This window comes from uncultured Tateyamaria sp. (assembly GCF_947503045.1).
In the GTDB taxonomy this organism is placed as follows: Bacteria; Pseudomonadota; Alphaproteobacteria; order Rhodobacterales; family Rhodobacteraceae; genus Tateyamaria.
Window position 1 is genome coordinate 474564 of record NZ_CANNCF010000001.1, and the last position, 26104, is coordinate 500667.

The following is a 26104-nucleotide window of genomic DNA, read 5'->3' on the forward strand; positions in this document are numbered from 1 at the left end:
GCCATGTTGAATTCCCTCTCTGGCCGTTTCTTGATCCTGACGACGATCTTCGTGATGCTGGCCGAAATCCTGATCTTCGTGCCGTCCATTGCGCGGTTCCGCGAAGATTACCTGCAGAACCGTCTGGAACGGTCGCAGATCGCCTCGCTGGCGCTGCTGGCCGATGACATGATCGACAGCGATCTGGAAAACGAGCTACTGGAGAACGCGGGCGTGTTCAACGTGGTGCTGCGCCGTGACGAGGTACGCCAACTGATGCTGGCCACGCCGATGCCGCGCCCGATCGATGCCACCTATGATCTGCGCGAAGGCACGGCCATGGTGCTGATCCGGGACGCCATGATGCGCCTTTTGGAGCCTGAGAACGAGGTGATCCGCGTGATTGGTGCGCCGGTGCGCGAGGCGGGTCTGCTGATTGAAATCACCATGGAAACCGCGCCGATGCGCATGGCCATGCTGGACTATGGTGTGCGCATTCTGGTGCTGTCCGCGGTGATTTCGGTGTTCACCGCCTTTTTGCTGTTTATCGCGGTGCAGGCCATCATCGTCAAACCCATCCGCGGCGTTGTTGGGCACATGCAGCGTTATGCGATCGCCCCTGAGGATGCGCGCCGCATCATCACCCCCAATGCCGGTGTGACCGAATTGCGCGAGGCCGAAGAGGCGCTGCGCAGCCTGCAGACCGAGCTGATCTCGGCCCTGCGGCAAAAGGATCGGCTGGCCCAGCTTGGTTCGGCCGTGTCCAAGATCAGCCACGATTTGCGCAATATCCTGACCTCGGCCCAGCTGTTCACCGACCGCATCGGCTCGTCCGAGGACCCGCTGGTGCGGCGCATGGCGCCCAAGCTTGTGGGTTCGATCACCCGCGCCGTGCATCTGTGCGAAAGCACGCTGGCCTTTGGCAAGGCCGAAGAACCGAGCCCGACCCTGACCCTGCTGACGCTGGATGATCTGGTGGCTGATGTGCTGGACAGCGAACGGCTTGCAGTGGGCGAGAGCGACCTGTCACTCAGCGAAAACATCCCGCCGCTGTTTACCTTGCGCGCCGATCCGGAACAGCTGTTCCGCGTGGTGTCCAACCTCGTGCGCAATGCACGCCAGGCCATTGTAGCCAGCGGTAAACCCGGCGAAATCAACGTCTCGGCCTATGAGGACGATACCAACTGGTGGATCGAGATCGCCGATACCGGCCCCGGCCTGCCCAAACGGGCGCAGGAACACCTTTTCACACCGTTTCAGGGTGGGGTGAGCAAGGGCGGTACAGGCCTCGGCCTTGCCATCGCCTCCGAGCTGATCCGCGCCCATGGCGGCGCACTGGAACTGGACCGCACTGGCCCCTCGGGCACGGTGTTTTCGATCCGCCTGCCCAAGGGCGACGCGATTTGAAGACGCGCGCCTTTTGGCAAAAAGAAGCCCTTGCAAAGCCTCGCGCGCACGACTAAACCGCCCAAACACGGACCGATAGCTCAGCTGGATAGAGTACCTGACTACGAATCAGGGGGTCGGGGGTTCGAATCCTCCTCGGTCCGCCACTACCCAAACTCAAAGACTTCGAGTGGGCCACACAAAGCGTTCCTTTTTGTTGTGTTTCAGCTTTTTGATGTCCGCATGGCATTTTGCGTTAATTCTCCCTGATTACATGCGCTTCTGCTCTTTGAGCGGTATGTAATGGGATTTTTTTGCATGACCTTATCCGGAAAGTAGACAAAGAAGCTTGTTGAGAATCTTGCGCCGGGTCGGCACGGGGATGGGAACGGGTTGTACCTTGTTGTCGATCCGTCCGGGGCGCGGCGGTGGATCGTACGGGTGGTTGTGAAGGGGCAGACGAACCGCAAGGGCGGGCCACTTCGGACGGATTTCGGGCTGGGGGGTGCAGATGTCGTGCCTTTGCCGCAAGCGCGGGAGCGGGCTATAGCTTACCGACGCATGGCCAAGCAGGGGCTCAATCCGCGATTCAATGCGCAAAGGGAAGTGCCTACGTTCGGAGACGTGGCGCGCCAGGTGCATATTGAGCTGTTGCCGGCATGGAGGAATGCCAAACACGGCCTACAATGGCTCAACACCTTGTGCGACTATGCGTTCCCAAAGATCGGACGCATGCCCATCGACAGCATCGGCCAGCCGGAAGTCATGATGTGCCTCATTCCGGTCTGGTCCGAGAAGCATGAGACCGCCAAGCGTCTGGCACAGCGGATCAAGACCGTACTCGACGTGGCCCGATCCATAGGTCTGCGGTCGGGCGAGAACCCCGTCACGGCGATTAAGGAGGCGGGAGCGCTGCCCAAGGTCAAAACTCGGCCGGTCCATCACAAGGCGATGCAGTGGCAAGACGTGCCGGAGTTTTATGCAGCCCTGAGCACGAAGACTGCCATGGCTGCGAAGGCGCTGATGTTCACCTGCCTGACCGGTGCACGTACCGGCGAGGTGCTTCGCATGCGCTGGGCTGAGATTGATTGGGAGGCGGGCGTTTGGACCTGTCCACCCGATCGTATGAAGGCGGGTGAAGTGCACAGGGTGCCGCTTACCGAAACGATAATCGGCATCCTGGAGCCTCTGCGCGCCCTGGAGTCTGTTTTATCTTCGAAGGAAAGAAACGCCACCAGCCGCTGTCGAACATGTCGATGCTGATGCTCCTGCGTCGCATGAAAGTTGAGGGTGTCACGGTGCATGGTTTCCGCTCAACTTTTCGCGACTGGGCAGCGGAAGAGGCCGGTGCGTCCCGCGAAATGGCTGAGATGTCGCTCGCCCACAAGGTCGGCTCTGATGTCGAGCGGGCCTAAGCACGATCGGATTTGTTGGACCGTAGGCGCACTTTGATGGAGGCGTGGTCGGAATTTGTGACAAGCGATGGGCGAGCAGGGGGTGTTTGGTGTTTACTCTAGAAGGCTACACTCCGCTCTCAAGTCTTTGGGGTATGTTTGAGGAACGGTATCTCAAGTGGTGCTGCGCTCGTGCCTGCGAGTTGTATACTGCGGAACACTTCAGTCGTGATGATCACTTCGGGTCACCGCGGGACCTCTGTGAAGACATGTTTCTAGCATCACTTTCGGAGTTGCGCCTCGCGCTTTGCACAACCAAAGGATCTGTCCTGGAAATTGACGCAAGTTTGTCCGGAACAAACGCGAAGCTTCTCCAGAAGACGGCTGTGATGGAAAGCTTTCACATTGCTATGTTCGAGGATGAGGCTGGCCCTCAAAACGAATGGCTCATTCGCATGGGATCGCCGCAATTTCGGGAGGCAGGTCATACCGATGGCGAGGTCAAACAGTGGATCGTCGAATATGCCTTGCTTGTTGAACTAGAGGCCGATTTTCACGCCGTGAACATTCCGTTTCACACATTACCTTATCTATTTGAACGGCAATCCTACGTGATCGCCCGCAACTTTCCACCTTGGTCAAAAGACATGTGGGATGATCACTATGAGCGTAATTTGCCAGAGCATTATCGGGGTGCATCCATTTGCTTGAAGGAGGTATTGGCACAGCACTGGCAGGACAGTCTGAGCGAAACGGCACTACGCAAGGGTCTTGGGCGTCTGATCCCTAGTGTGATTTTGGAAGACAGTTCGCATTCCCTTCGGAAGAGCGGCAGGCTGGCGAAAGTTCCGGAAGCTAAGCAACTCATTCAATCCTTCGAAATCGAACTCGAAGATCTGACCGCGAAAGAAAAATTGAAATTTTTGCAAGAACGGCACGGCCTCAAAATTGGCCTGACTACTTTGCGAGCTGCTTATCGCAAACTGCGCGACGGCAAATGAGTACGAAACAGTTTTCAAAACTGTATTGAGCGCGTTGCGTCGAAAACCGCATCGAAAGTCATCGTAAAGCCCGTCGTAAACCCATCGTAAAGCTCGAAGCGGTTTGCGAAGTTTATGCACTCTGCAAAACCTTGGCATCCCACGACATCCTCCATGGCCAAAGACTAACCAAGGAGAACACTTGATGCCTGATATCTTTGAAAACAACCGGAACTACGCCCTAGGGGATCCCGAACTTGAGATCCTTGGCAACCGCCAAAAGCTTGCGCGGTGGCGTCACGCGAACATGGGTCCCGCATACTACAAACTCGGGCGCAAAGTCATTTACCGTGGTTCTGATCTTAACGCCTGGGCCACAAAGCATCGTAAAGACGCGAGCGCTTTTTAGGCCCGGCTGCTCAGCAGTATTCACCCAAAATTGTAAACTGGCTTACGTACCTCGGTAAGATCGCCGGGGCGGGGAGGGTGCAGAGACATGACCCGTTCCTACAAGGGCATTCGCGCAAAGAAACACTGGGTCTATTCCGTGGAAGACCTCATGCTCTCCTATGGTGTGACTCGGAACACAATCAGCAATTGGGTCAACGAAGGTCTGATGCCCTCGAATAGTCGTAGGCCGTATGTGTTTCGCGGGGCCGCAGTCCAAGATTTTCTCCAAAGACGACTAGAGCGAAGACAAGTAAAGCTCAGTCTATGTGAATTCTACTGCTTCACTTGCAAAGTGCCTGTGACACCGATCAAATTTGACCGTGAACCGTTAGCAACAAAATCCGGCGCGCAGGTTCTGCAAGCAACGTGCCCGAGGTGTAAAAGGACGGTCACCAAGTTCGGGAATCTGGAAGAACTGGACGTCCATAGGTTAATGGGCGCTACAAATACCAACGGGGACCAAACGGACGAAGGAGTAATTCAGGCGTCCGGTGATATTTGGATTTGGCACAACAGAAATGATCGCATAGTTCACAAATGGCAGATCAGTGCGGGCCGTTTCGCTGATGCGACCGTTGATGCCCACCTGCGCGCCATTCGTTTTCTAGAGGATGTTCTCCAAGGGAAATCCTTCACCTCATTGAGTACAGTGGACATCGACAGAGTGCGATCCGAGTTGAAATTACAACTCTCTGGTGCTCGCGACGCACCCAAATCGCGCTCGAGTGTCAGTCACACCTCATCCCACATTCGCAAGTTTCTAGTATGGCTTTTGAAGCAAGACTTTGCCTCTGACCTTCCCAAGGATCTGCCAGACTACATCGAGTTGCCCAAGGCTGTGTACGCCCAGTGTCTGCCGCGACCCCAAAAGGAATATCCTCTCATAGAGGAGGCCGAAGCCATGCTCGAACGCATGCCGTCCCAGACCCTTCCCCGGAAGCGGGATCGCGCGATGTTCGCGATCGCTTTTCTTGGCGCGTTGAGGGCAGACACGCTCGTCTCGCTGCGGCTGAAACACCTAAGTGTCGCTGAAAAAATGATCATTCAGGATGGTACTGTCTCTCGTACGAAAAACGGCAAAAGTCTGGAGATATGGTGGTTCCCAATTTCTGAAGCTTTTTCTGCTGAAGTAACCAAGTGGGAAGCACTTATACGCGACCTTGGCTTCCATGACGACGATCCGCTGTTCCCGGATCTAAAGTACCTCCTGAATGGCTACCCCAAGCGATACCCAAACGCGCCACCGATCGAGCCGATGAAGACAAAGACGGCCGTAAACAAAACCTTCGCGATAGCCAGCAGCGGTGCCAAAGCGCATTACACGCCACACTCTGCAAAGCACACGATGGCAGCAGAAAGGGACCGTCGACACCTCACCGCGCGTGAACGCAAAGCGTGGCTAGAAAACATAGGACATGACACAGAACAGATCACTGACCGTCATTACGGCCAACTCTCAGGAGACGAGCGGAGACGTGCGTTGAAAAATATCGGCGATGGCTCAGAGCAACTATCGGTGCTCGAAAGACTGACCAATGATGAGTTGGGCGCCGGATTGCGAGAGTTTCTGATGCGCCACGTTGTAGAGATAAACAACGAATAGTGGTTGAGTTGGGCGTGTTTTGTTGAAAAACTCTTCCTTGATTGGTGCATGAACTGCTAATTCAATTCCCCCAACAAACCGGAGGATCAGCGATGATGGGACCGAGGCGGGAAGCACAGACGGCGCTGTTTTACGAGTTCTCGTTGGAGGATCACATCCCTCAAGATCACCTACTGAGGTCGATTGATCGGTTTGTCGATCTAAGCAGCATCCGCGCCCATCTTGCAGATTTCTACAGCCATACAGGCCGCCCATCGATCGATCCGGAATTGCTGATCCGGATGCTGCTGGTTGGCTATTGCTTTGGTATCCGCTCTGAACGACGGCTGTGAGAAGAGGCCCATTTGAACCTCGCATATCGCTGGTTTTGTCGTCTCGATCTGAATGATCGGATCCCGGACCACTCCACATTCTCAAAGAACAGGCACGGTCGTTTCCGGGACAGCGAACTACTCCGCCATCCGTTCGAGACAACCGTGGCGCGCTGCATCGCGGAAGGTCTCGTAAGTGGTCAACGCATGGCCGTTGATGCCAGCTTGATCGAGGCGGATGCGAACAGGCAGTTCTCAGCCTCCAAAGAAGAATGGGACATCAATCGCATTGATGTCGCTGCCGCGCCACGTGCTGTGCGCGAGTATCTCGACACATTGGATGAGGCAGCGTTTGGTGCCGCCAGTGAGGTGCAACCAAAGTTCACCTCGTTCTCGGATCCCGCCAGCCAGTGGACCGCTGCGCGCAAAGGCCCTGCGTTCTTTAGCTATTCTGACAACTACCTGATCGACACGGATCACGGTGTCGTCGTCGACGTGGAAGCGACGCGGTCAATCCGGCAGGCTGAGGTGGGATCAACCAAGACCATGTTGGACCGGGATAAAGATAAGTTCGATCTAGATCCAGAACGTCTGATCGCGGACACCGCCTATGGCTCTGGCCAGATACCAACAGACGGATTCTCCCAAAAGCTGGAGGGAAATCGGGTCTCAGGTCACTGCGAAAGAAGGTGGAAATGCTCTTCGCGCACCTCAAGCGCATACTCGGGCTCGGGAGGTTACGACTACGTGGCCCATGCGGCGCAAATGACGAATTCCTCCTCGCCGCCACCGCCCAGAACCTCCGCAAACTGGCGAAGATCTTTCCTGCGCCGCAGCAACCGCGCAAAGCCTGATCAGAAAGGCGCCCGCGCACCGTTCAGTTGCCCACTTTCTGCGCTCGCAACACGTTGTTTTTCAACAGAATGGGCGGGAGGACGAAGCCGCTATCGCGGCAATGGCGCTTGTGGTTGAGGTTTTGAGCCGCCTCTTACGGTGCGCGTTTTGTGATTTTGCTGACCTGTCTGACGATTGAGGTTTCTCAATCTGATGACAGGAGGCTCCCATGAAGGAGGAGAAGACCACCCCGCTGCGCGCGCGGATGATCGAATATATGCGTATTCGTGGAATGTCCCCGAAGACCCAGCAGGCCCATATCAGAGCAGTCAGGTACTTTGCCGAGTTTATAGGGCGCTCACCTGATACTGCCACGCCGGACGAGTTGCGCGCATATCAGCTTCACATCACAGATACCGGGGTCTCGACGGGCGTGTTCAATGCCAGGATCGTGTCGCTACGGTTCTTCTTTGGCATGACCTGTGGGCGCGAAGAGATGAAGCGTTACATGCAGTTCGGACGCAAGGCGAAGAAGTTGCCCGTTGTCTTGAGCGTCGAGGAGGTCGGCGATCTTCTGGCGGCGGTTCCGGGACCGGGCTTGAAATATCGCGCAGCCTTGGGGATCAGCTATGGCGCTGGTTTGCGCGCATCTGAGGTCTGCAATCTCAAGGTCTCGGATATCGACAGCGACTGGATGCTGATCCATGTCGACGAAGGCAAGAATGACAAGGACCGCAAGGCCATGTTGTCGCCCGCTTTGCTCGATCTGCCGCGCGACTATTGGCGCGAGGCACGGCCCGAGGGATGGCTGTTTCCGGGCAAACCCAAGATCATGGCCCTGTCCCCGCGCCAACTGAACCGCGCGTTCACGTCTGCCAAGCATATGGCAGGCATCAACAAACCCGCGACCCTGCACACCCTTCGGCACAGCTTTGCGACCCATCTTCTCGAGGCTGGTACGGATGTTCGGGTGATCCAGGTGCTTCTCGGTCATTCAATGCTCTGCACGACAGCGCGCTATACGCATGTCGCGACCAAGACCATTCGTGGCACCGTCAGCCCCTGCGAGATGTTGGAGACGCTGCAGGATCATACTGTCAGACGGGGATTGGAGTAGCGGCTCGGGCGGTTGCCGCGCCCAAAGCTGGAGATTGCAGATATCTTTCGGAAGTATGGCCCAGCATATCGCCGGGCCAATGCAGGTCATGTCAGTCTCGGCCAACTGAAGGTGATGTCGGCGATTGAAGCCTGCCGAACCGAGGCGCTCGGCGGGCATGTAGCGGGATGTGCCAAATGCGGCCACCATCACATCGCGTACAACAGTTGCAAGAACCGCCATTGCCCCAAATGCCAGGGACCTGCCGCACGTGACTGGATGGAGGCACGCACCGAGGACCTGCTACCGGTCGAGTACTTCCACGTCGTCTTCACAATGCCCGCAGAGATCGCTCGCATTGCGTATTGGAACCCAAAGGCGGTCTATGGCCTGTTGTTCAGCGCATCAGCGCAAACCGTGATGACCATCGCCGCCGACCCCAAGCGGTTCGGTGCAAAGGTCGGCATGACCAGTGTGCTTCATACTTGGGGATCCGCGCTGACGCACCATCCCCACATCCACATGATCGTGCCGGGCGGCGGCCTGTCACCCGACGGCACGAGGTGGGTAGCCTGTAGACCGGGGTTCTTCCTGCATGTGCGCGTTTTGGCGCGACTGTTCAGACGTCTGTTCCTGGAAGGGTTGATAGAGTTGCATCGAGCGGGAGCTCTTATGTTCTTTGGTGACAACGCAGGACTGGCGGATGCCGTTGCCTTCACCAAATGGCTCGCCCCGTTACGCAAAACCGACTGGGTCGTCTATGCCAAGCCTCCGTTTGGCGGGCCAGAGGCGGTGCTGGCACATCTGAGCCGCTATACCCACCGGGTCGCGATCTCGAACCATCGGTTGATCAACGCCGATGCCGATACCGTAGCTTTCCGCTGGAAGGTTTACCGGATCAAACGTGGTGACCGCCAAAAGGTCATGCGCTTGGCCACACCCGAGTTCATCCGCCGTTTCCTGATCCACGTTCTGCCTGACGGATTCCACCGTATCCGCCACTTTGGCTTGTTGGCCAGTTCGGCACGCAAATCAAACATCACGAAGATCGGAGCTTTGCTCGGCGATCAACGCACCGACCAAAACGATGAACCAGAGCCGGCGCCCGAGATCGCCCCTCATACTTTACGCGAGCCATGCCCATGTTGCGGTGGCGATATGCGCATCATCGAGATCTTCCGCCGTGGCCAGAAACCAATGTCACGCGCGCCACCACAGGAGCACGCCGCATGATCAGATGCGTCACCACTCACCTCGATACGCTCCGATCGTCTTCGGATGATCTGTCCAAACCGCTTGTGGCAATCATCCGAATTGGTGGTCTCTATCGCATCGTCAGCACTCGATCTACGCAATACTCACAATCAAGCTGGCGAAAAACGAATGCGGCAAGCGCTTCAAGCACAGTCGACCGCGCGCTCGTGGCTAAGTCAGTCTCAACCGCCAGCGCTCTTTCCCCATAGACAGATCCCAGATCCCCGCAGCTTCCTCCTTCCGAGGTTTGTCAACGCGGGCCGCCCGCCTCGCGAGTAGGAAATATTGCACCTCGGCCCGCATCGAAAAATCTTCAGGGAAGCGGAAGTTCGCTGCGACAGCGGCGGAAGCTTCCTGGCTTTCAAAAAGCGGGCATTCAGTTGTGGCGATTGGTCAAACCAAGACCGCTGCCCGAGATTGAACCATCGCAGCAATCGCCGTTTGTACTTCGGCACTGAGTTCCGTTTGCTGTTCTCCTGCGTCGATTTCGACGATTAGCGAAAACCTGATTTCTGGCAGCCTGTCTTGAAGGAGATTCTTTGACTTCCACCAGCCGGTGACTGAGTGGACAGCAATCAAGTTTAGGCGCGCTAAGTCAGACGCCTTGCACGTAATCTGATCGATATGTGGTGATCCCACATCGCGTCGGTCGCTTTCGAAAAGCCAAAGATCTTCCTCCACACTTAATGGCCCAACGGGAGGTTCGGCAACTTTGCTGACATTGGCCATGAAACGGTCAGCTTGTTCGTCTGCGCGATTTACCTTGAACCGCAGATTGTGAGACGCGTAGCGGTACCGGGACCCACGCGATGTCTCCGACGGGTTGGGAGCGACAAAGGTGCTTAGTGCCGCGCGCATTGTCACTTCGGCGCTCCCCAGCGCCCGCAAAAGCGGCAACCGGCCACGGCAAGGTGAAGAGTTTCATCTCGTTGTGAACATCGCTTCCGGTCTTCTCAGAGGCATTGCCAACTTGCCGTCGCTTTCGGTGGAGCTTAGGCGGCCTTCATGAACATACCAACTGGGATGCACGCCTGAAAGGTTACGGGTTCCCACGTGAAGTCGTTGCCTACGCCGTGTGGGCCTACCACCGGTTCGCGCTGAGCACAGTGGATGTAGAGGATCTGCTCGCCGTGCGAGGCGTTGTCGTCAGCCGGGGAACCGTTCGCGAATGGGTGAACCGGTTTGGTCGGCATTTCGCAGATTGCATCAAGCGCGACCGGCCCGCTGCAGCAGATAAGTGGCACCTCGATGAAGTTGTCGTGCCAATCAACGGGGCGAAGATGTGGTTGTGGCGGGCCGTGGATGGGAACGGGGATGCGCTCGACATTCTGGTTCAGCCAAGGCGAAACGCCAAAGCGGCCAGGCGCTTCTTGCGGCAACTGTTCGCCCGTTTTGGCCGGCCCCGCGTTATCATAACGGACAAATTGCGAAGCTATATCAAACCGATCCGTCAGCTGGTGCCAGAAGCCGGCCACCGCGCGCACAAAGGGATCAATAACCGGATCGCGGGGCCGCACCGACCTACGCGGAAGCGAGAGAAACTCATGGGCCTATTCAAATCGCCCTGGCAGGCACAGAGATTTTTGGCTGCCCATGATCAAATCAACACCGTCTTTCGACCCCGTCGCTACCAACTCTCCACAATCTCGTATCGCCACGCCAGGGCCGACGCTTTCGGCCTCTGGAAAGACTATGCTGCCGAAATGACCGCTTGAACGGCAAAGACCCCAATCCCCTCAATCAGGCGAAAACAAGTTGGAAATCCCTACGATACACCAAATTCTACCGCTAATATATTCACCCAAAATCGTAATTTCTGAATCTCTCAAATCGCAACTCAAAAAAGCTGAAATACGCCACTAAGTCTCTCGATCAACCGTGACAATGAACAGCCTACTATTGCCCGAAAATTGTGAGCACAAATTTCACTTCGCTTTTGGCGCATTATCTGAATTGAAAAGGTCATTGGCTGTGTGCCAATCGAATAGTTTCACGAGTTTGTCGCGCTGTTCGATGGGTTGGGTATTCTCGCGATTTATGGCCTTGCGCTTGTCTTCGGGGATCAGGCTGACGATCCCGGCGGCGATGGCGACCGAGGCGGATGTCCCCGCAAAGCGGGTAAAAAGTGACCCGATTTCATAGTATTGATCGTTATCGTATTGATCGTTTTCGTCCTCCTCCGGATACTGATAGGGGGATGGATTGTACCCTGCTTGACGGGGTAGGTCCGTCGTGACGATATCGCGGGCAGGGAATTCCCTGCCTGTCAATCTCGGTGGGTCCAAATCCTTGTCAATCGCGGCCCATGGGTCGATCTTGCGCTCCCCGTCCTCGCGGTCAAAACGAGGCAATTCCGTGCTCAGCGTTTTGATCATCCAGCCATGGTGACCGATGACGGTGGTCTGCGTGGGTGAATAACTCAGGTCTTCGCCCTTGTCGTCGCAAGCCCCCACGGCCCAAGGGCCATGCGGGTCGGTGCATGCCGATGCGGGGTAAACCGGGTGGGACAAATCCTCATTTCCGGCGGCGCAAAGCACGATAGTTTCCTGGCACAGATCCATGAAGTCTTCATGCAGACGATCCCACAACTTGTTTTCCTCTTCCTGCATTTGTTGCGCGTCCTTGGACAGCGGTTTCGCACGATCACGCGGTCGATCCCACGAATCCGCGATCACCACGATATCCGGTTCGACCAATTTCGCGTATTCCACGGCGGATCGTAGCATCGAAGCGCTCGGGGCGGCGGAAATGGAGATCGGGACAATTCGGCAAAACGGATTGATCCCGCAATAGGGAAGCGGCAGCCAATCGGCAGAGGAAAGAACAACATCGTCTATGATTTCGCCGTTTTCGTGTTTCAAGCCGCGCAGAAATGCAGGCTCACGAAAACAGATGCTGGTGGGCCGCGCTCCGATCAGCCCGGCGACGGCCGTTCCATGGGCGCCGAACACGCGAAAGGGTCGTTCTGAACTATGCCCGTGCTCGATCTCGGCAACGATGGCCTTGGCAAGGTCGGTGTTTTGCTTGCTCGCCTTGTCCCCCAGCCACGCGCGGGATTTGACATCCGCGTCTAGAAAATACTTGTCGCCCTTGTTTTCGTTACCGTCCTTGAAACGCAGAAACTCCCCATGTGCGGTATGACTGAAATCGCGCATCAACCCGGTATCCATGGCCCCGCATAAATTCGGGTGCTTATAGTCGACAGGCGTGTCGATCAACGCGATGCGCGCCGGGCGAGGCGGAACCGGAACCTGCGTGTCCGTGTCGCCCTTGTCTTTACGCTGCGAAACCGCCTTTTTGCCGGTGTTCTTGTTGCCCATCGCGACGCTAGCGGCACCTTCCCAGGGCTCGCCTCCATATTCCGACAATTTGTCGACGATTTGCAGCACGTGAAGGTGCCACAGTGCGTGGAAGGCCGGGCGAAACCCCGTTCCCAGCGGGTGGCAGTAACGTTCATCGTCCTGCTTGGGCTTCTGATAAGAGGGATGCGGATGACGTCCATGGGGGTGTTTTTGACTATGTGCCATCTTTTTTCTCCCTATTGCAGCCATTCCGCGCGGACGAGGCGGATTTGATCTTGCAGAATATCTTCGAACATCGGGGCACACAGGCGCGCCAGTGTTTCGCCGCCCTCGGTGTCCGATACGATGTGCAACCCGGCCCATTCCCGGTTCTTCGCCACCTCGGCTGCAGCACGGAACAGGGCAGCCCCGCCCGGATGCTCGGGGGCCGCGCGCGCAAACACTTCGGCGATCAGAAAGGACTGGAACGCGTGGTTGGACGGATAGGACGAATAGGCGGGCACCGGGATGAACGGTTCCAGCGTGGGATCCAACACGTGGGGGCGCGGCGCGTTGAAACGTTCCTTGTAGATCAGCCCGATCAGGCTGCCCAACCACAGGATCGTCTGAAACATCACCGCCGTCGCACTGCCGGGCGTGGTGACATCCGCACCCAGCGGCAGCATATAGGCCGTCAAGTCGTTGCCCGCCTCACGCCGGATGCGTTCCCGGCGAAAGGCCTCTTCGGGTTCTCGCAGTTGTTTCTGGTAGTCGTGCAGGGGCTCTATCTCAGCCAGCCTGTCGCGCACAGGCAGAGGCGCGGGCATTTCGTGCAACTCGAACCTGTCCCACCGATAACTGTCGCGGCGATCATATAGCCGGTGCAACTCCCGCCACGGGACCTCGATCGTGGGCCAATCCAGCTCGGGTCCGCCGCCATATCCGCTGGACATTCCCGCAGCCGCCTGAAGGCCCTTGTGCAAGCCTTTGTGCAGAGATTTGTGGAGGCTCTTGTGCAGGGATTTGTGCAGCGCCTTGTGCAGCGCCTTGTGCAGCAGCCCACTAGTATACCCGGCCACGGCACTTTGGGCAAATCTGAATGCTTCGTCAGCATCGTCCTGGGCGGTCAATTCCACCATGATCCGGTCATTGTTGATTTTCAGAAATGCGGACTTGAGAATGTTTTTGACGTCATCCAGTGTTTGCTGCGGCCCGCTATGGTCAGGACGGTCGTTTTCGTAGCATTTCGTCGGGTCCGTTTTTTTGTCTTTTGGCATTTGGATAACCTGTCGTCTAAAGGGATTAAATCAGTCCGTTTTGTTCAAAACTGCGCACCAGTCGTCGGCTTAGATCTATGGGCGTGCGCTGAACCATGCGGTCGGTCCATTCCGCCAAGTCGTAATCCGGGCGCAATTGCCGAATCCGCGCCCGCAGGCGGCGCGCATCCCCCGTATTTCCGGCCAGGGCGGATCCGGCCATGGCATAGCGCAAGGCGCCGATGAACCGCGGTTTACGAAACAGCGCGCGATTGGCAAAGGACAGGGCCAGTTTGTAATCGCCCTTGGCCATGAAAATCATCGCACCGGTTACGTCATAGGTATATCGCCACGGGCTGTGCGCGCCGTTCTTCTGGCACCGCCAGAACGCGGATTCCGCCTGCGCGAAATCGCCCTGCATCATGCGAATGACGGCCAGATGATCCAAGTTCAAAGATAATCCCGGTGCGGAGCTATGGGCGCTCTCCAACAGCATGTCCGCCAAGTCGTTTTGCCCCAGCAGCATATGGGCCGAATAACCCGCAACACTGTGCCAAAGCGGCAGTAACGGGCTGGATGCCGATATCTCCGACAGCAATTGGCACAATCGCTCGCTGGACATTGGGCGGACCGCCTCGACACCTTCATTCTGCTTGAAGACTTGGGCAAACAGCAAAAGGCACTCCAGTTCCGCCGGGGCGCCGTTCTGGATCATGTGATCTATCTGCGTTTCCACCGTAGAGATCATTTGCGGATCCAGTGAGAACAGCCCGGCAATTGCCGTCCAAGGAAACAGGTTCGGAGACTCATCTGGCAAGGAAACAGTGGCCAGATTGCGCAGGATTATTTCAGCCGTCATTGCGGCCAATTCCTCCGGTTCAAGATCGCTGGCGTTCACCGGATCGGAAATCCAAAGAATGCGCTGGTTCACCGCTTCTGTCAGGCGAAACCGCATCATGAGATTGCCATCCCGCCGCTCGGCCACGGCTTGCAACAGATGGCTGGGGCCATTGCCGTTCCGGATGGGCAATGGCACCACGGGAACGTCCCTGTCGCGCAGGTCATGAAGGGACAGAAAGGTGGTCAGCGACACAACGCGGATCGTGGCATCAACGATCCCGTCGGCCTCATTGATGCAGGATTCCGAGAGGTTCGCCTGCAGCAGGGGCAGCACCCCAAGCTCAATCCGTTGTGCATTCCGTGCCGGTGACGAGGCATTCCAATGGGTCTTGGAGACCGGCGGCGCGTCCGGCTGAACGTCGGCTGCGCGGCTGTCGCGCAGCCATTCTTCAAACCCGTCGCAGCCGGGCAAAGATAAATCCACCCCTTCTAGAAACATCCCGTCCGCAGCGCCGGGGTCCTGGACTTTCAGACGCTCCGGGCACAGCGCTACCCGGCTTCGATTGGAGGTCAGAACTCCCTCTCCCAAAACCGCAAGATCCTGTTTCAACAGATACAATGCCGTGCGCAAATTGGCCGACGCCTTGGCGGGCGTTTCGCAGGACCAGAACATGTCCAGCAAACTGCGTCTGGCTTTGCACAATTCGGGTGCCGAAAGAAGAACGGCAAGGATGGCAATTCTAAGCGGACTGGTGGGGGTGATGTCCGTGCCATCGGACAGGTGCAATCGAAATGGCCCATGCAAACGGGCAAACGCACATGGCCTGGGGATGAACGGATCATCGGCGACCGAATTACCGGAGTGTAGCTGTCCGTCATTCATCACGTTTACACGCCCCATACCTGCTTCAACGCTACCACCTGTACGTGAAACGACATAACAAAAATATTCACGCACCAATTCAAAAGGCAATGACACGCCAGCGCCCGGGCAATTGATGCCCACGAAATGGCGCGATGACGTTTCGATGACGGTACTGCTTTAGCTCTTTCTGAAGCCCGCAAATCCCAGCGGCGCATTCAGGAGGAAACAATGCCCGAAGCGATCGCATTCACTGCACAATTCAAGGGCGTACGGTGGCAAACAGCCCTTGGCATGGCGGCCTGCCTTTCCATCGCCACGGCCTTTCCGGCCATTGCCCAAGATCAGGACAATCCCCACAACCCGCTAAGTTCCGACGGCGTCAGCGTCGCCGAAATCATGGGCCCCTTCAACGCCGAACCCGGCAATGAAGGCGACCCGGGCAAGACCACAGGCACCCAGGGCGAATCCATCCCGACCGAATCTGCTGAAGACTTTTTCGACCTGCTGGAGCTGGAACCGGCGGTCGCGGACCCCATTGAAGACGAAATCGGAATCCGCAGCATCTTCAGACCCGACACGCGCAAGCGCAACAAGACAACCACCTACCCCGAGCGCACCAGCGTCCTTGTGACTTACAACAACAAGCGCTGTTCCGGCGCGATGATTTCCAAGGACACGGTGCTGACGGCAGGGCATTGCGTGCATGGTGGCGGTTCCGCGGGAAGTTGGTCGCAGAACGTGCGGGTCTATCCGGGGCGCGATGGGCCATCCTCCCCCTTTGGATCGTGCCGCGCCCGCAGCCTTCATTCCGTGACAGGCTGGGTGCGCAACCGCGATGAACGCTACGATTACGGCGCCATCAAGCTGGATTGTACCGTGGGCGAACGCACCGGATGGCTGGGCTTTTTCTGGCAAACGGCCAGCCTTGTGGGGCTGCCCACCATCATCGACGGCTATCCCGGTGACAAGAACCTGACCCAATGGCGCTCGACCGACCAACTGCGCGCGAACGACACCCGCCAGGTCTTTTACCGCAACGACACGGTTCCGGGAAACAGCGGCTCGGCCGTCTACACCACCGCCTCCAGCGTATGCCGGGGCCCCTGTGCCCTGGGGGTGCACAGCATGGGCGTCCACGGCGGCGGCGTTCACGCCAGCAACAACCACGGCGTGCGCATCACCAAGGCGGTGTTCGAGAATCTGAAGCGCTGGACCCAATAACCGGCCTCTCAGACCCATCCGGATGCCCCTGACGGGCCTCTGGCTAACTTTGACAAGGAGATTTGAAATGACCAAGAAACCCAAAAAGAAACCCGCGCCGCAACCTGCTTGCATGTCCCTGTCGTCCTCGGTCGATGAACTTCTGGCGGATGCGCTGAAAACGGAACCCGGCGCGCAGAACACAGGCCGTACGGTTCTGACCTTCAAGGACGGTGCCAATGGCGACATGGCGGCGATGTTCCAGGCCTCCGGCGCCCGTGTGGCCGATGCGCGCGACTATGTGGATCAATCCGTAGATCTCTCGCAACTGAGCGATGCCGATGTTCTGATGCTGCCGGAAATCAACGTGGCCGTGATGACACCGCGCGCGGTCGAGGCCAGCGCCGTGGGCGAGATGTCCGCGCTGTCCAGTGACAGTCCCATAGCCAGCATTGACCCCGAACATTTCGTTCATGCCATCGACAAAAGTTCGGAATTCATGCGTGGCTTCCTGCAGGCGACGCGGGCCATCGCCGAAGGTCAGGCCCTGCTGGAATCGGAACCGGATTTGATGGTTGAGGCCGAGGCAAGCGGCGTCACCTGGGGTCTGGCAGCCTGCAAGGTCCCCGAAAGCAGCCGCAGCGGCGCGGGCATCAAGGTTGCCGTGCTCGATACCGGTCTGGATTTCGGACATCCCGATTTCGTCGGACGCCGGATCACCGGAAAGTCCTTTGTGGGCGGCACGGAACAGGACGGCAACGGCCATGGCACCCACTGCATAGGCACCGCCTGCGGCCCGCAATCCCCCACCGGCCCCGTGCCGCGCTACGGGATCGGCTATGGCGCCCAGATCTATGTGGGCAAGGTATTGGCCGACAATGGCTCCAGCGTGGGCACCAGTGTTCTGCTGGGCATGAACTGGGCCATCGCGAACCGGTGCGAGGTCATCTCCATGTCTCTGGGCGGGCGCACCTCAACCGTCTATCAGCCCTATGTGCGGGCCGGTCAAAGGGCGCTGGACAACGGGCTGCTAATGATCGCGGCGACGGGCAACCAAAGAAGCCTCACCGCCGCCCCCGCCAATTCGCCCACGATCATGGCGGTGGCCTCGCTGGATCCGAACCTCAAACGATCGAACTTCTCGAACTATGGCAAGGTGGAAATCGCGGCCCCGGGCCGGGACGTGCTGTCATCCGCTCCCCGCCCCGAGCTTTACCGCGAAGCGGCAGGTACCAGCATGGCCACCCCCCATGTGGCGGGCTGCGCCGCGCTCTGGGCACAGACCGATCCCCGCTTGCGCGGTAAGGCGCTTTGGGATCGGTTGCAACGCGCGGCCCGTCCGCTGAGCGAGCCGGCAAAATTCGTTGGCAGCGGCCTGGTTCAGGCGCCATCCTGATGCCAGCGGCAGTGATCCTGACCTCAACAGAAGGAAGTGAGCCCATGGACGACACGCAAAGATGGATCGTAACAGTGGAGCCAAGCGCCGATCTCGCCGATCTAAGCCAGCGCCTGCAGTCCCAGGGCTGCGCCGTCGAACACGCCCTTGAAGAACTCGGGATGTTGGTGGGCGTTTGTAGCCAGACCATGGCCGACAGCATCGCTGCCCTTCCCGAGGTCAAGGACGTCTCGCCGGAGATCAGCACCAGCATCGACCCACCCGATCTGGACGACGCGCCCTAAAGCTTCATGCGAAAGACCTGACGCGACCAGCGTTGCCTGACGCCAAAGATTTCAAGGCGCTAAGTGATGCGAAACGTTTCGGGTACGTCGCCAGAGGCTCGGAGGTACGAATCCGATCACAACAACATCATTCGGGCGCAGCACTTGCGCCCGGATCCCCCCGTTTTGGCCAAAAGAGCAGAGGTTTTCATCATGACACCTTCGATTGCAATCCGCTTCCTACACCGCACCCCGTTGCTATGTTTGCCCCTACTGGTGGCAGGCTGCGCCACATTATCGGCGCTGACCTTGCCCGAATCTCGAGGCACAGCAGGGGCCCAGACCAGCCTGACATCCGGCCCCTGCGCCAGCGCACGGGAAAGTGCCGCCGGATTGATCGCGCCCGGGGTTCTGCCCAGTATCCTATTCGATCAGGCCGCCAGCCTTCTCAACTCCGCATTGGAAGCCAAAGCCGCGCGCTTCACGGCAACCTATGTGGCGCGGATCTCGCTGGATCGGTTGGTTCCCGGTCACTGTCTGCGCATGCAGCGCCTGACGCAAGATGGCGAGGTTCTCAGCGATCTCGAAATAAAGGTGGCCAGCCGCGGGGGTTCGTCCCTAGAACTGGTCCCTCAAAGGCTGAACATGACCGCCTTTGCCGCCTCCTCTTCTGCGCAAGACGGGACCGTCAGCGCCGCCGTATCCGTGTCCGCGTCGATTTCCTATGTGAACCGCCGCCAGATCGACGGGCCCGCGCCGATCACAAGCTTTTCGCTGCCCATTGCCGCGGCCCGCGTCACGCTGGACCGCACCCCGTCCGACGTACTGAATGGACAGCGTTCTCCGTTCTTTCCCGATACCGGAGACCGGCCCGTGAACATCGCTATCAGTGTCACCGAACATGGCGACGGCGGCGATACTGTACAGGGCGGGCTTGACGGCTTCGCTGCAAATGCCGCCGCGCTGCGCACGTTGCTGGGGATATGATGCTTCGCCGCCACGGGTCCGGCGTGCGTCCCCCTTCCCGCATCAAAAACCCGTGCGGCCCCGCCAGTGTCGGGGCCAAACCTCCAGAAACTGGCCAAGATCTTTCCTGCACCGCAGCAAAAGCGAAAAGCCTGATCAGAAAGGCCCTCGCGCTCCAAATGGGTCGCTACTTTCTGCGCCCGCAACACGTTGTTTTTCCACAGAATCGGCGAAAGCGGAAGTTCGCTGCAGGTGCAAGTTCGCGAGGCCGATTTCGCAAAAGCTGCCGTTCCTTGATGAATTGGCCTCAGGAATTTTGCATTCGATCCGATTTCGCAAGGAGCTTGGTGTGTCGGATAACACGCCAAAACTAGAAACCAGCTTTTTCCGGGAAGCGAATGTGCGCTGCGGTGGCTAAAAAAGCAATGCAACCGAATTTGATATGCCTCGTCAGATGCCTTTGGCCATCTCTGACCAAAGATCGGCATATGCCATGAGCCGCTCCAATGGCAATGTTGTACCAAATCGGTCAAGCTCAGGTGAAAACGGTTTATCGCCCAGCAACATAGCTGCGCCGATGCCTGTGCCTGTGACGGCTGCGTTCGTAAATACTGGCCTGGCCGTTACAGCGTGCAACATGGCGAGGTATTCGGGGTTTCTTGCGAAAGGGCCTTCCACGATTGTGGAGCCGGAACTGTCGACCAGTTTCAGACAGGTGCCTGTCATCAAAGCCAGATAGAACGAAAGCGCGGCAGAGCGCTTGCCCGTTCCGATCTTGGGTTCACTGCCGTGCCATTGCATCTGCCGGCCCTGAAACGGTCCCGAGCTGGGTTCGACTGAGGGCAAGAGCATGCAGGCCTCATCCAGCACCGCCGATACGTCCGTCTTTGTTGGATCGACTTGCTTGCCTTGCTGGATCAGTTCGAACTCTCGTCCGCCCATAAAGCGTGCGCTGGCCACGGCTTGTTCGTGCGCGTTGACGTTGACGAGGGTGTCGCGAGCGGGATCCAACGAAACTGCCTTTCCGCTCAAAGACATAGCAATGACCCAAGTGCCGGTTGAGACGACAGACAAAGGCGCGTCTAGCGATGTGACGTAAGGATAAAGAGACGCGTTTGAATCGTGGATGCCGACGCACACCGGCGTGCCAGGTGCAAGGCCGGTGGCCTCTGCGATCTGGGGCAAAATTGGCCCTAAGATGTCGCTGGGGCGACGCACGGGTGCCAGTTTGCCGCGAATGCCGAGCTTGGCTGTCAGGTCGGAGTACGTCCCTTCATAAGGATTCCAAAGATCAGTGTGGCAGCCGATGGATGTCACGTCCGTCGCGGCCACGCCCGTCAGGCGGTGCCCCCAATATTGCGGGTAGGTCACGATCCGGGTCGTGCGGTCCTTGAGGCTCGGATCATTGGCAAAGAGCCAATGCAGTTGCGCGCCGATGTTCAGGCCACCTGCAAGCTTGGGCGATCCGGTTTGGGCAAAGTCGGGCTTGAGGGCGTCGTAAGCGGCGACGATTTCGGCAGGGTAAGTGTGCTCGTAGTCCAGTATGGGTGCTGCCAGTGCGTCAGTGGCATCCAGCAATGCAGCACAGGCCCCGTGGGTGGTTACCGAAATCGCATCGATACCGTGCTCTTTGTGGAATTGCGCCAGAGCATTCAAAAGAAATGCCCAGTGCCCCTCCACGTCATAATGCGGGTATGGCGGGCCGGGTTGGACGATGTTGGGGCGCGTGACGACCGCGATTTCTGTCAGGCGCTCCAAATCCACAAGCGCGAGTTTCGCGTTGGTCTTGCCGATGTCGATGACAGCGATGTGGCGCGGTGCGGTCATGGCATGTGAAACAGCGGCGTCAGCGGCACGGCAACGGGCGAGCTATCGTCGTTCGTTTCCATGATGTCGCCCATATAGGCCCACCATTTTTGCATGACAGGATGGTCTGGCAGCGCGTCCATGCCGTGATCGTCCTCGCGGGTCAGAACGCCAATCAGGTGGCCTGTTTCCTCATCCAGATGGATCGAATAGTCGCTGACACCCGCGTCGTGCACTAGATCAACAAGCTCCGGCCAGATCGCATCATGGCGGAGTTTGTATTCATCGGCCATCCCATCGTTCAGCCGCATACGAAAGACGTAACGCGCGCTCATGACTTGCGCCCTGCGGCGGCCATTGACCAAAGGCGTGGCAGGGCGATCACCCCGATCAGCAAAAGGCCGATGAAGATCGACATCACGATACCAGGCACGTTCAGCAGACCCAGTCCGAATGTCACAAGTCCCATCACGAAGGCTGCGATCACGACACCGGGGATCGTGCCGGATCCGCCAAGGATATTAACGCCGCCAAGGACAACCATTGTGACCACCTCAAGCTCCATCCCCGTTGCGATGCTGGGCCGTGTCGATCCAAGCCGCGACGTAAGGCACACCGCCGCGATGCCAGACATCAGGCCTGTTAACAGAAACAGGATGAACTTGACGCGGGCCACGCGAATGCCGCTGAACAAGGCGCCTGTCGGATTGTTGCCGATGGCATAGACGGCGCGGCCGAAGTTGGTTTTGTGCAGCAGCACGCCGTAGATGATTGCGATGATCACGAAGAGCAGCATCTCGACCGTGAAAACCCAATAAATGTAGCCCTGTCCGAACCACGAAAAGCTGGCCGGATATCCGCGGAAGGCGTCATCGCCAAGGATGATGAAGCTGATCCCGCGGAAAAGGCTCATGGTGCCGATGGTGACCACGATAGACGGCAGGCCAAGCCCGGTGACGAAGAACCCGTTGAAGGCTCCGCACAGCACGCCGACCGTAAGGCCGATGATGACGAGTTCGGGCGTGCCAGCCCCGTATTGCAGGGCAAGTCCCATCGCCGTGCTGGCCAGCGCGATGATTGATGCGACAGACAGGTCGATTTCACCCGAAATGATCAGCAGCGCCATCGCGAAGGCGATCATCGCTTTTTCGGTGAAATTGAATGTCGCATCGCTAAGGTTCCAAGCGCTCAGGAAATAGGGCGAGGCGAAGCTGTTGATCACGAAGATTGCGATGGCCACGGCCAACAACAGGGCCTCCCAGCTTTTGAAGATTCGCGCCGCGCGGCTGTTCAGGCGGTCGGGGACATGGCGGGTTTGGGTTGCGTCCGTCATTGTGTGGCCTCCGCCTCTTTGAGAATAATTCGGCCTTTGTTGCGGCCCGCACGGGCGTTAAAGGCCACGGCAATCAGGATCGCGCTGCCCGAAATAGCGAGCTGCCAGAAGGGCGAGATATTCACGACCGGAAGCGCATTTTTGACGACCCCGAGGAAGATAGCGCCCAGCACTGCGCCGCCGACAGAGCCGACTCCGCCAGCGATGGAAATGCCACCGATGACACAGGCGGCCACAACCTCAAGCTCAAAGCCGCCCGCGATATCCACGTAGGCCACGGCAAATCGCGACACCCAAAGGTATCCGGTCAGTCCGGCCAATGCGCCCGATACCACGAAGGCCCAAAACTGCGTCTTACCCACGTCGATGCCGGTGTAGATGGCCGCATGCGGGTTACCGCCCACCGCAAAAATGGACCGTCCGAATTGTGTCCGCGCCATCATGATCCCGAACAGGATGATCGTGATGATCGCGGCCCATGACAACACGGGCAGACCCAATAGAACCATGCGTGGGTAGTCGGTGAAGGCTGGCGACATCTCGTGAGAGTTCACCCATTTTCCGTCTGAAATCAGGAAGATAATGCCCCGAAAGATGGTCATGGTGCCAAGGGTCACAACGATCGGTGGGATTGCCAATTTCCAGACCAGCACCCCGTTGATCGCCCCCATGATCGCCCCCAGAAGGATGGCAATTGCAATGATCACAGGGATCGGCAGGCCCGGCATCGCGACGTTGATCATCGCCACCGCCATGCCCGTCAAAGCAAGGTTCGCGGCCACAGACAGATCAATGCAGCGGGTCAGGATCACGACCATCTGCCCCAGCGCAAGGATGATCAGCGGGGCTGTATCGTTGAAGACATTAGCCAGATTTGTCGGCGTAACGAAGCCGGAGAAGCGCGACGAGATCAGAAGGAGAAGCACCAAGATGGCGCCGCCCAAAATCGTTTCGCGTACGGGGATTAAACGGGTCATGCTGCCGCTCCGTCAGTTGTGATGCCCGCGGCGTGGCGCACAAGGGTTTCAGGGGACAACTCGTCCGTTGTCAGTTCGGCGGCGATACGCCCGTCACGCATGACGATCACGCGGTCTGACATGCCGATGATTTCGGGGATTTCAGAGCTGACCATGATGACGGACAGGCCCTGCGCGGCCAGCTCGGACATGAATTCATGCACGGCGGCCTTAGAGCCGATGTCGATCCCCTTGGTGGGTTCATCCAGAATGATCACCTGAGGCTGGGTCGCCAGCCATTTGGCGATGACAACCTTTTGTTGATTGCCGCCTGACAGATTGCCGACGTCTTGATCAAGGGCTGCGGCCCGAAGGTCCAATCGCCGCGAATACTCGCGCGCCAGCTTGAATTCTTCGGCGAGCTTCAAAAAACCACTTCGCGACGTCTTACCCAAGGATGGCAGAGTGATGTTCTGGAAGATCGGCAAACCAATGATCGCGCCCTGTTTGCCACGATCCTCGGGTACATAGACGATCCCGTTGGACACGGCATCCGCAGGCGAGCGGATCACCTTGATATCGCCGTTGACCTGACAAACGCCTTTGGAGGGTTTGGTGATCCCGAACAAGGCCTGCATAAACTCGGATCGGCCAGCGCCAACGAGGCCATAGAAGCCGAGGATTTCGCCCTTGTTGAGGCTGAAGTTGATGTCGGCGAATTCTGTCGGGTGTTCATATCCCACGACTTTCAGAACTTCGTCGCCGATGACATGGTCGCTTTGCGGGAAGATTTGATCGACGGAACGCCCGACCATCATCTTCACCAACTCCCCTTCGGAGATGTCGGCGATCCGGCCATCGCCCACGAAGGCGCCATCGCGGAAAACCGTGTAGCGGTCGGCAATGCGGAAAATCTCATCGAACTTGTGGCTGATGAACAAGATCGCTTTGCCCTGCGATTTCAGGGTTTCGACCAGCTCATACAGCTCTTCGATTTCTTTGTGGGACAGTGCCGCGGTCGGCTCGTCCATGATGACCACGCGGGCATCGACGGATAGCGCTCGGGCAATCGCGACAAGGTGTTTGTTCGCAATGCCAAGTTCACGCAATTGAGTGTGAGAGCTGAACGGCGCGCCAATGTCGGTCAGCAACTTGGCGGCAGAGCGGTGCATTTGCGCGGTATCAATCAGGCCGAACCGTGTGCAGGGGGCATGGCCGATGTAGATATTCTCTGCCACGGACAGCTCATCGAAGAGTACGGTCTCTTGGTGGATAGCGGTGATGCCCGCTTTTGCCGCGTCATTGGGGGAGCCAAAGGCAATAGGGTCGCCATCAATTCGGATCGTGCCACCGTTGGGCTGGTAGATGCCTGTGAGAATTTTTACGGTCGTGGATTTACCTGCGCCGTTCTCGCCGACGAGGGCGGTCACTTGGCCGGGGTAGAGGTCCATCTTGACCTCATCCAGCGCTTTCACACCGGGGAATGTTTTGGTGATCATGTCCATCGAGACCATGGGGGACACGTCAGGCGATATGGAAGGCGCGGTGCGGGTCGACATGCCGATACTCTCTCAGGATTGGGAATTGGGGATATGGGGGAATTCGGCCCAGCGCTCGTTATGCGCCAGACCGAACCAGGGAGACGACTTAGAAGATCGACTTGAACTGGTCGATGTTGCTGGCGTCATAAACAAACGGGTCGGCCATCGCGCCTTCGTTGTTTTCATCCAGCGTCAGGCTGCCCATGCGGCCCATCGGGATTTCAGCGCCGGGGGCGGCTTCGACGCCATTTTGGCTCAGCTCATAAGCGAGCATAGTGGCCGAGTAGCCCAGATCGATCGGGTTCCAGATCGCAAAGGACTGCGAGGCACCGGACTCGATGGCACCAGCCATTTCAGATGGCAGGCCAAGGCCCGTCACGTTCACTTCGCCGACTTTGCCAGCGTCCACGACAGCCTGCGCTGCGGCCACGATACCAACGGAAGTAGGTGCGATGATCGCGTCCAGATCAGGATAGGACTGCATCAGGCCTGTCGCTTCGCGGTAGGATTTGTCGGCAAGGTCGTCACCGTAAACCGTCGTGACAACTTCGATGCCGGGATAGTCGCCCATCACCTTGTTCATCTCTTCCATCCAGATGTTCTGGTTGGTCGAAGTGGTGGTCGCAGACAGCAAGGCCACATCACCGCCATCGGGCAGATGATCTGCCGCGAGTTTGATGATCATGTTGCCGATCAACGCGTTGGACGATGGGTTCAGGTGCAACTGACGGCCCTCGGGCGCGACACCGGAGTCCCAGCTAATGACCGTAATGCCACGCTGCATGGCGCGTTTCAGGGCAGGCACCAACGCGTCGGTGTCGTTCGCGGAAATCGCAATTGCGTCAACCTGCTGGGCGATCAGGGCGTTGATAACCTCGATCTGGCCTTCGGCGGTTGTATCAGTTGGACCCGTGTAGATGATCTCAACATTGCCAAGCTCTTCTGCAGCTTCCTGTGCGCCCTCATTGGCAGCTTCAAAGAACCCGATGCCGAGCGCCTTGACGACCAGCGCAATGCGAACATCGTCTTGCGCAAATGCCGGCGTTGCGATCATCGCGGCGGCCATTGCAGCGGATGCTGCCAGTTTCTTTAGTACACTCATGGTATCCTCCCT

23 protein-coding genes, 1 tRNA gene and 2 pseudogenes are annotated in these 26104 nt (G+C 58.0%); 16 read left to right on the plus strand and 10 right to left on the minus strand.

Going from position 1 to position 26104, the window contains the following annotated elements; translation table 11 throughout:
- The first annotated feature begins 3 nt into the window (after positions 1-3).
- The 11 genes and pseudogenes from Q1A89_RS02535 (at position 4) to Q1A89_RS02585 (ending at position 9266) form a co-directional block, all read left to right on the plus strand.
- Positions 4-1386 carry a HAMP domain-containing sensor histidine kinase gene (locus Q1A89_RS02535; RefSeq protein ID WP_299723293.1) on the plus strand — a complete coding sequence of 461 codons (1383 nt, stop codon included), beginning with the start codon at positions 4-6 and terminating at the stop codon, positions 1384-1386.
- A gap of 69 nt (positions 1387-1455) precedes the next feature.
- A tRNA-Arg gene (locus Q1A89_RS02540) sits at positions 1456-1532 on the plus strand.
- A gap of 226 nt (positions 1533-1758) precedes the next feature.
- Positions 1759-1908 (plus strand): annotated as a pseudogene (locus Q1A89_RS02545) (integrase); the annotation flags it as partial.
- Between the two features lie 18 nt (positions 1909-1926).
- The gene (locus tag Q1A89_RS02550) at positions 1927-2628 is read left to right on the plus strand and encodes a tyrosine-type recombinase/integrase (protein ID WP_299726045.1); all 702 of its coding nucleotides are present in this window, start codon (positions 1927-1929) and stop codon (positions 2626-2628) included.
- Entirely contained in the window at positions 2616-2780 is a 165-nt protein-coding gene (locus Q1A89_RS02555) for a hypothetical protein (RefSeq protein ID WP_299723296.1), read from the plus strand. The genes Q1A89_RS02550 and Q1A89_RS02555 overlap by 13 nt, the downstream gene beginning before the upstream one ends.
- A 326-nt stretch (positions 2781-3106) precedes the next feature.
- Positions 3107-3760, plus strand: a complete 654-nt coding sequence (locus Q1A89_RS02560) for a hypothetical protein (RefSeq protein ID WP_299723299.1) — start codon at positions 3107-3109, stop codon at positions 3758-3760.
- Between the two features lie 184 nt (positions 3761-3944).
- Positions 3945-4148 (plus strand): MerR family transcriptional regulator, encoded by a 204-nt coding sequence (locus Q1A89_RS02565; RefSeq protein ID WP_299723302.1) that lies wholly within the window; start codon positions 3945-3947, stop codon positions 4146-4148.
- An 87-nt stretch (positions 4149-4235) separates the two neighbouring features.
- On the plus strand, positions 4236-5792 hold the full coding sequence (locus Q1A89_RS02570; RefSeq protein ID WP_299723305.1) for a helix-turn-helix domain-containing protein: 1557 nt from the start codon (positions 4236-4238) through the stop codon (positions 5790-5792).
- Positions 5793-5884: 92 nt separating this feature from the next.
- Positions 5885-6957, plus strand: a pseudogene (locus Q1A89_RS02575) (transposase).
- A gap of 209 nt (positions 6958-7166) precedes the next feature.
- Entirely contained in the window at positions 7167-8054 is an 888-nt protein-coding gene (locus tag Q1A89_RS02580; RefSeq protein ID WP_299723308.1) for a site-specific integrase, read from the plus strand.
- Between the two features lie 12 nt (positions 8055-8066).
- Positions 8067-9266 (plus strand): IS91 family transposase, encoded by a 1200-nt coding sequence (locus tag Q1A89_RS02585; protein WP_299723311.1) that lies wholly within the window; start codon positions 8067-8069, stop codon positions 9264-9266.
- Positions 9267-9680: 414 nt separating this feature from the next.
- On the opposite strand, the gene Q1A89_RS02590 is transcribed toward Q1A89_RS02585, so the two are convergent.
- The gene (locus Q1A89_RS02590) at positions 9681-10016 is read right to left on the minus strand and encodes a hypothetical protein (RefSeq protein WP_299723314.1); all 336 of its coding nucleotides are present in this window, start codon (positions 10014-10016) and stop codon (positions 9681-9683) included.
- Positions 10017-10318: 302 nt separating this feature from the next.
- Here Q1A89_RS02590 and Q1A89_RS02595 point away from each other — a divergent pair, with 302 nt between their 5' ends.
- Positions 10319-11002 (plus strand): IS6 family transposase, encoded by a 684-nt coding sequence (locus tag Q1A89_RS02595; protein ID WP_299726048.1) that lies wholly within the window; start codon positions 10319-10321, stop codon positions 11000-11002.
- 210 nt (positions 11003-11212) lie between these two features.
- Here the strand turns inward: Q1A89_RS02595 and Q1A89_RS02600 are convergent, their stop codons facing one another.
- From Q1A89_RS02600 to Q1A89_RS02610, 3 genes are read right to left on the minus strand one after another with little or no spacing between them, the layout of a single operon-like run.
- On the minus strand, positions 11213-12838 hold the full coding sequence (locus Q1A89_RS02600; RefSeq protein ID WP_299723318.1) for a S8 family serine peptidase: 1626 nt from the start codon (positions 12836-12838) through the stop codon (positions 11213-11215).
- Positions 12826-13845, minus strand: a complete 1020-nt coding sequence (locus tag Q1A89_RS02605) for a phosphatase PAP2 family protein (protein WP_299723321.1) — start codon at positions 13843-13845, stop codon at positions 12826-12828. Before Q1A89_RS02605 ends, Q1A89_RS02600 begins: the two co-directional genes overlap by 13 nt.
- A 25-nt stretch (positions 13846-13870) precedes the next feature.
- Positions 13871-15547 (minus strand): hypothetical protein, encoded by a 1677-nt coding sequence (locus tag Q1A89_RS02610; protein ID WP_299723324.1) that lies wholly within the window; start codon positions 15545-15547, stop codon positions 13871-13873.
- A 210-nt stretch (positions 15548-15757) separates the two neighbouring features.
- Here Q1A89_RS02610 and Q1A89_RS02615 point away from each other — a divergent pair, with 210 nt between their 5' ends.
- The 4 genes from Q1A89_RS02615 to Q1A89_RS02630 all read left to right on the plus strand — a co-directional run bounded on the left by Q1A89_RS02615 (position 15758) and on the right by Q1A89_RS02630 (position 19375).
- A complete protein-coding gene (locus tag Q1A89_RS02615) occupies positions 15758-16750 on the plus strand; it encodes a trypsin-like serine protease (protein WP_299723327.1) in 993 nt (330 codons plus the stop codon).
- A gap of 67 nt (positions 16751-16817) precedes the next feature.
- Entirely contained in the window at positions 16818-18125 is a 1308-nt protein-coding gene (locus tag Q1A89_RS02620) for a S8 family serine peptidase (protein ID WP_299723330.1), read from the plus strand.
- Positions 18126-18169: 44 nt separating this feature from the next.
- On the plus strand, positions 18170-18409 hold the full coding sequence (locus tag Q1A89_RS02625; protein WP_299723333.1) for a hypothetical protein: 240 nt from the start codon (positions 18170-18172) through the stop codon (positions 18407-18409).
- Between the two features lie 192 nt (positions 18410-18601).
- A complete protein-coding gene (locus tag Q1A89_RS02630) occupies positions 18602-19375 on the plus strand; it encodes a hypothetical protein (RefSeq protein WP_299723336.1) in 774 nt (257 codons plus the stop codon).
- 429 nt (positions 19376-19804) lie between these two features.
- On the opposite strand, the gene Q1A89_RS02635 is transcribed toward Q1A89_RS02630, so the two are convergent.
- The 6 genes from Q1A89_RS02635 to rhaS all read right to left on the minus strand — a co-directional run bounded on the left by Q1A89_RS02635 (position 19805) and on the right by rhaS (position 26092).
- Positions 19805-21181 (minus strand): FGGY-family carbohydrate kinase, encoded by a 1377-nt coding sequence (locus Q1A89_RS02635; protein ID WP_299723339.1) that lies wholly within the window; start codon positions 21179-21181, stop codon positions 19805-19807.
- Entirely contained in the window at positions 21178-21495 is a 318-nt protein-coding gene (locus tag Q1A89_RS02640) for an L-rhamnose mutarotase (protein ID WP_299723342.1), read from the minus strand. The genes Q1A89_RS02635 and Q1A89_RS02640 overlap by 4 nt, the downstream gene beginning before the upstream one ends.
- Positions 21492-22493, minus strand: coding sequence for an ABC transporter permease (locus Q1A89_RS02645; protein ID WP_299723345.1), 1002 nt, complete (start codon positions 22491-22493; stop codon positions 21492-21494). The genes Q1A89_RS02640 and Q1A89_RS02645 overlap by 4 nt, the downstream gene beginning before the upstream one ends.
- Positions 22490-23470, minus strand: coding sequence for an ABC transporter permease (locus tag Q1A89_RS02650; protein ID WP_299723348.1), 981 nt, complete (start codon positions 23468-23470; stop codon positions 22490-22492). Before Q1A89_RS02650 ends, Q1A89_RS02645 begins: the two co-directional genes overlap by 4 nt.
- Positions 23467-25008 carry a sugar ABC transporter ATP-binding protein gene (locus tag Q1A89_RS02655; RefSeq protein WP_299723351.1) on the minus strand — a complete coding sequence of 514 codons (1542 nt, stop codon included), beginning with the start codon at positions 25006-25008 and terminating at the stop codon, positions 23467-23469. Before Q1A89_RS02655 ends, Q1A89_RS02650 begins: the two co-directional genes overlap by 4 nt.
- 88 nt (positions 25009-25096) lie before the next feature.
- Positions 25097-26092 (minus strand): rhamnose ABC transporter substrate-binding protein, encoded by a 996-nt coding sequence (gene rhaS, locus Q1A89_RS02660; RefSeq protein ID WP_299723354.1) that lies wholly within the window; start codon positions 26090-26092, stop codon positions 25097-25099.
- Positions 26093-26104: the final 12 nt, after the last annotated feature.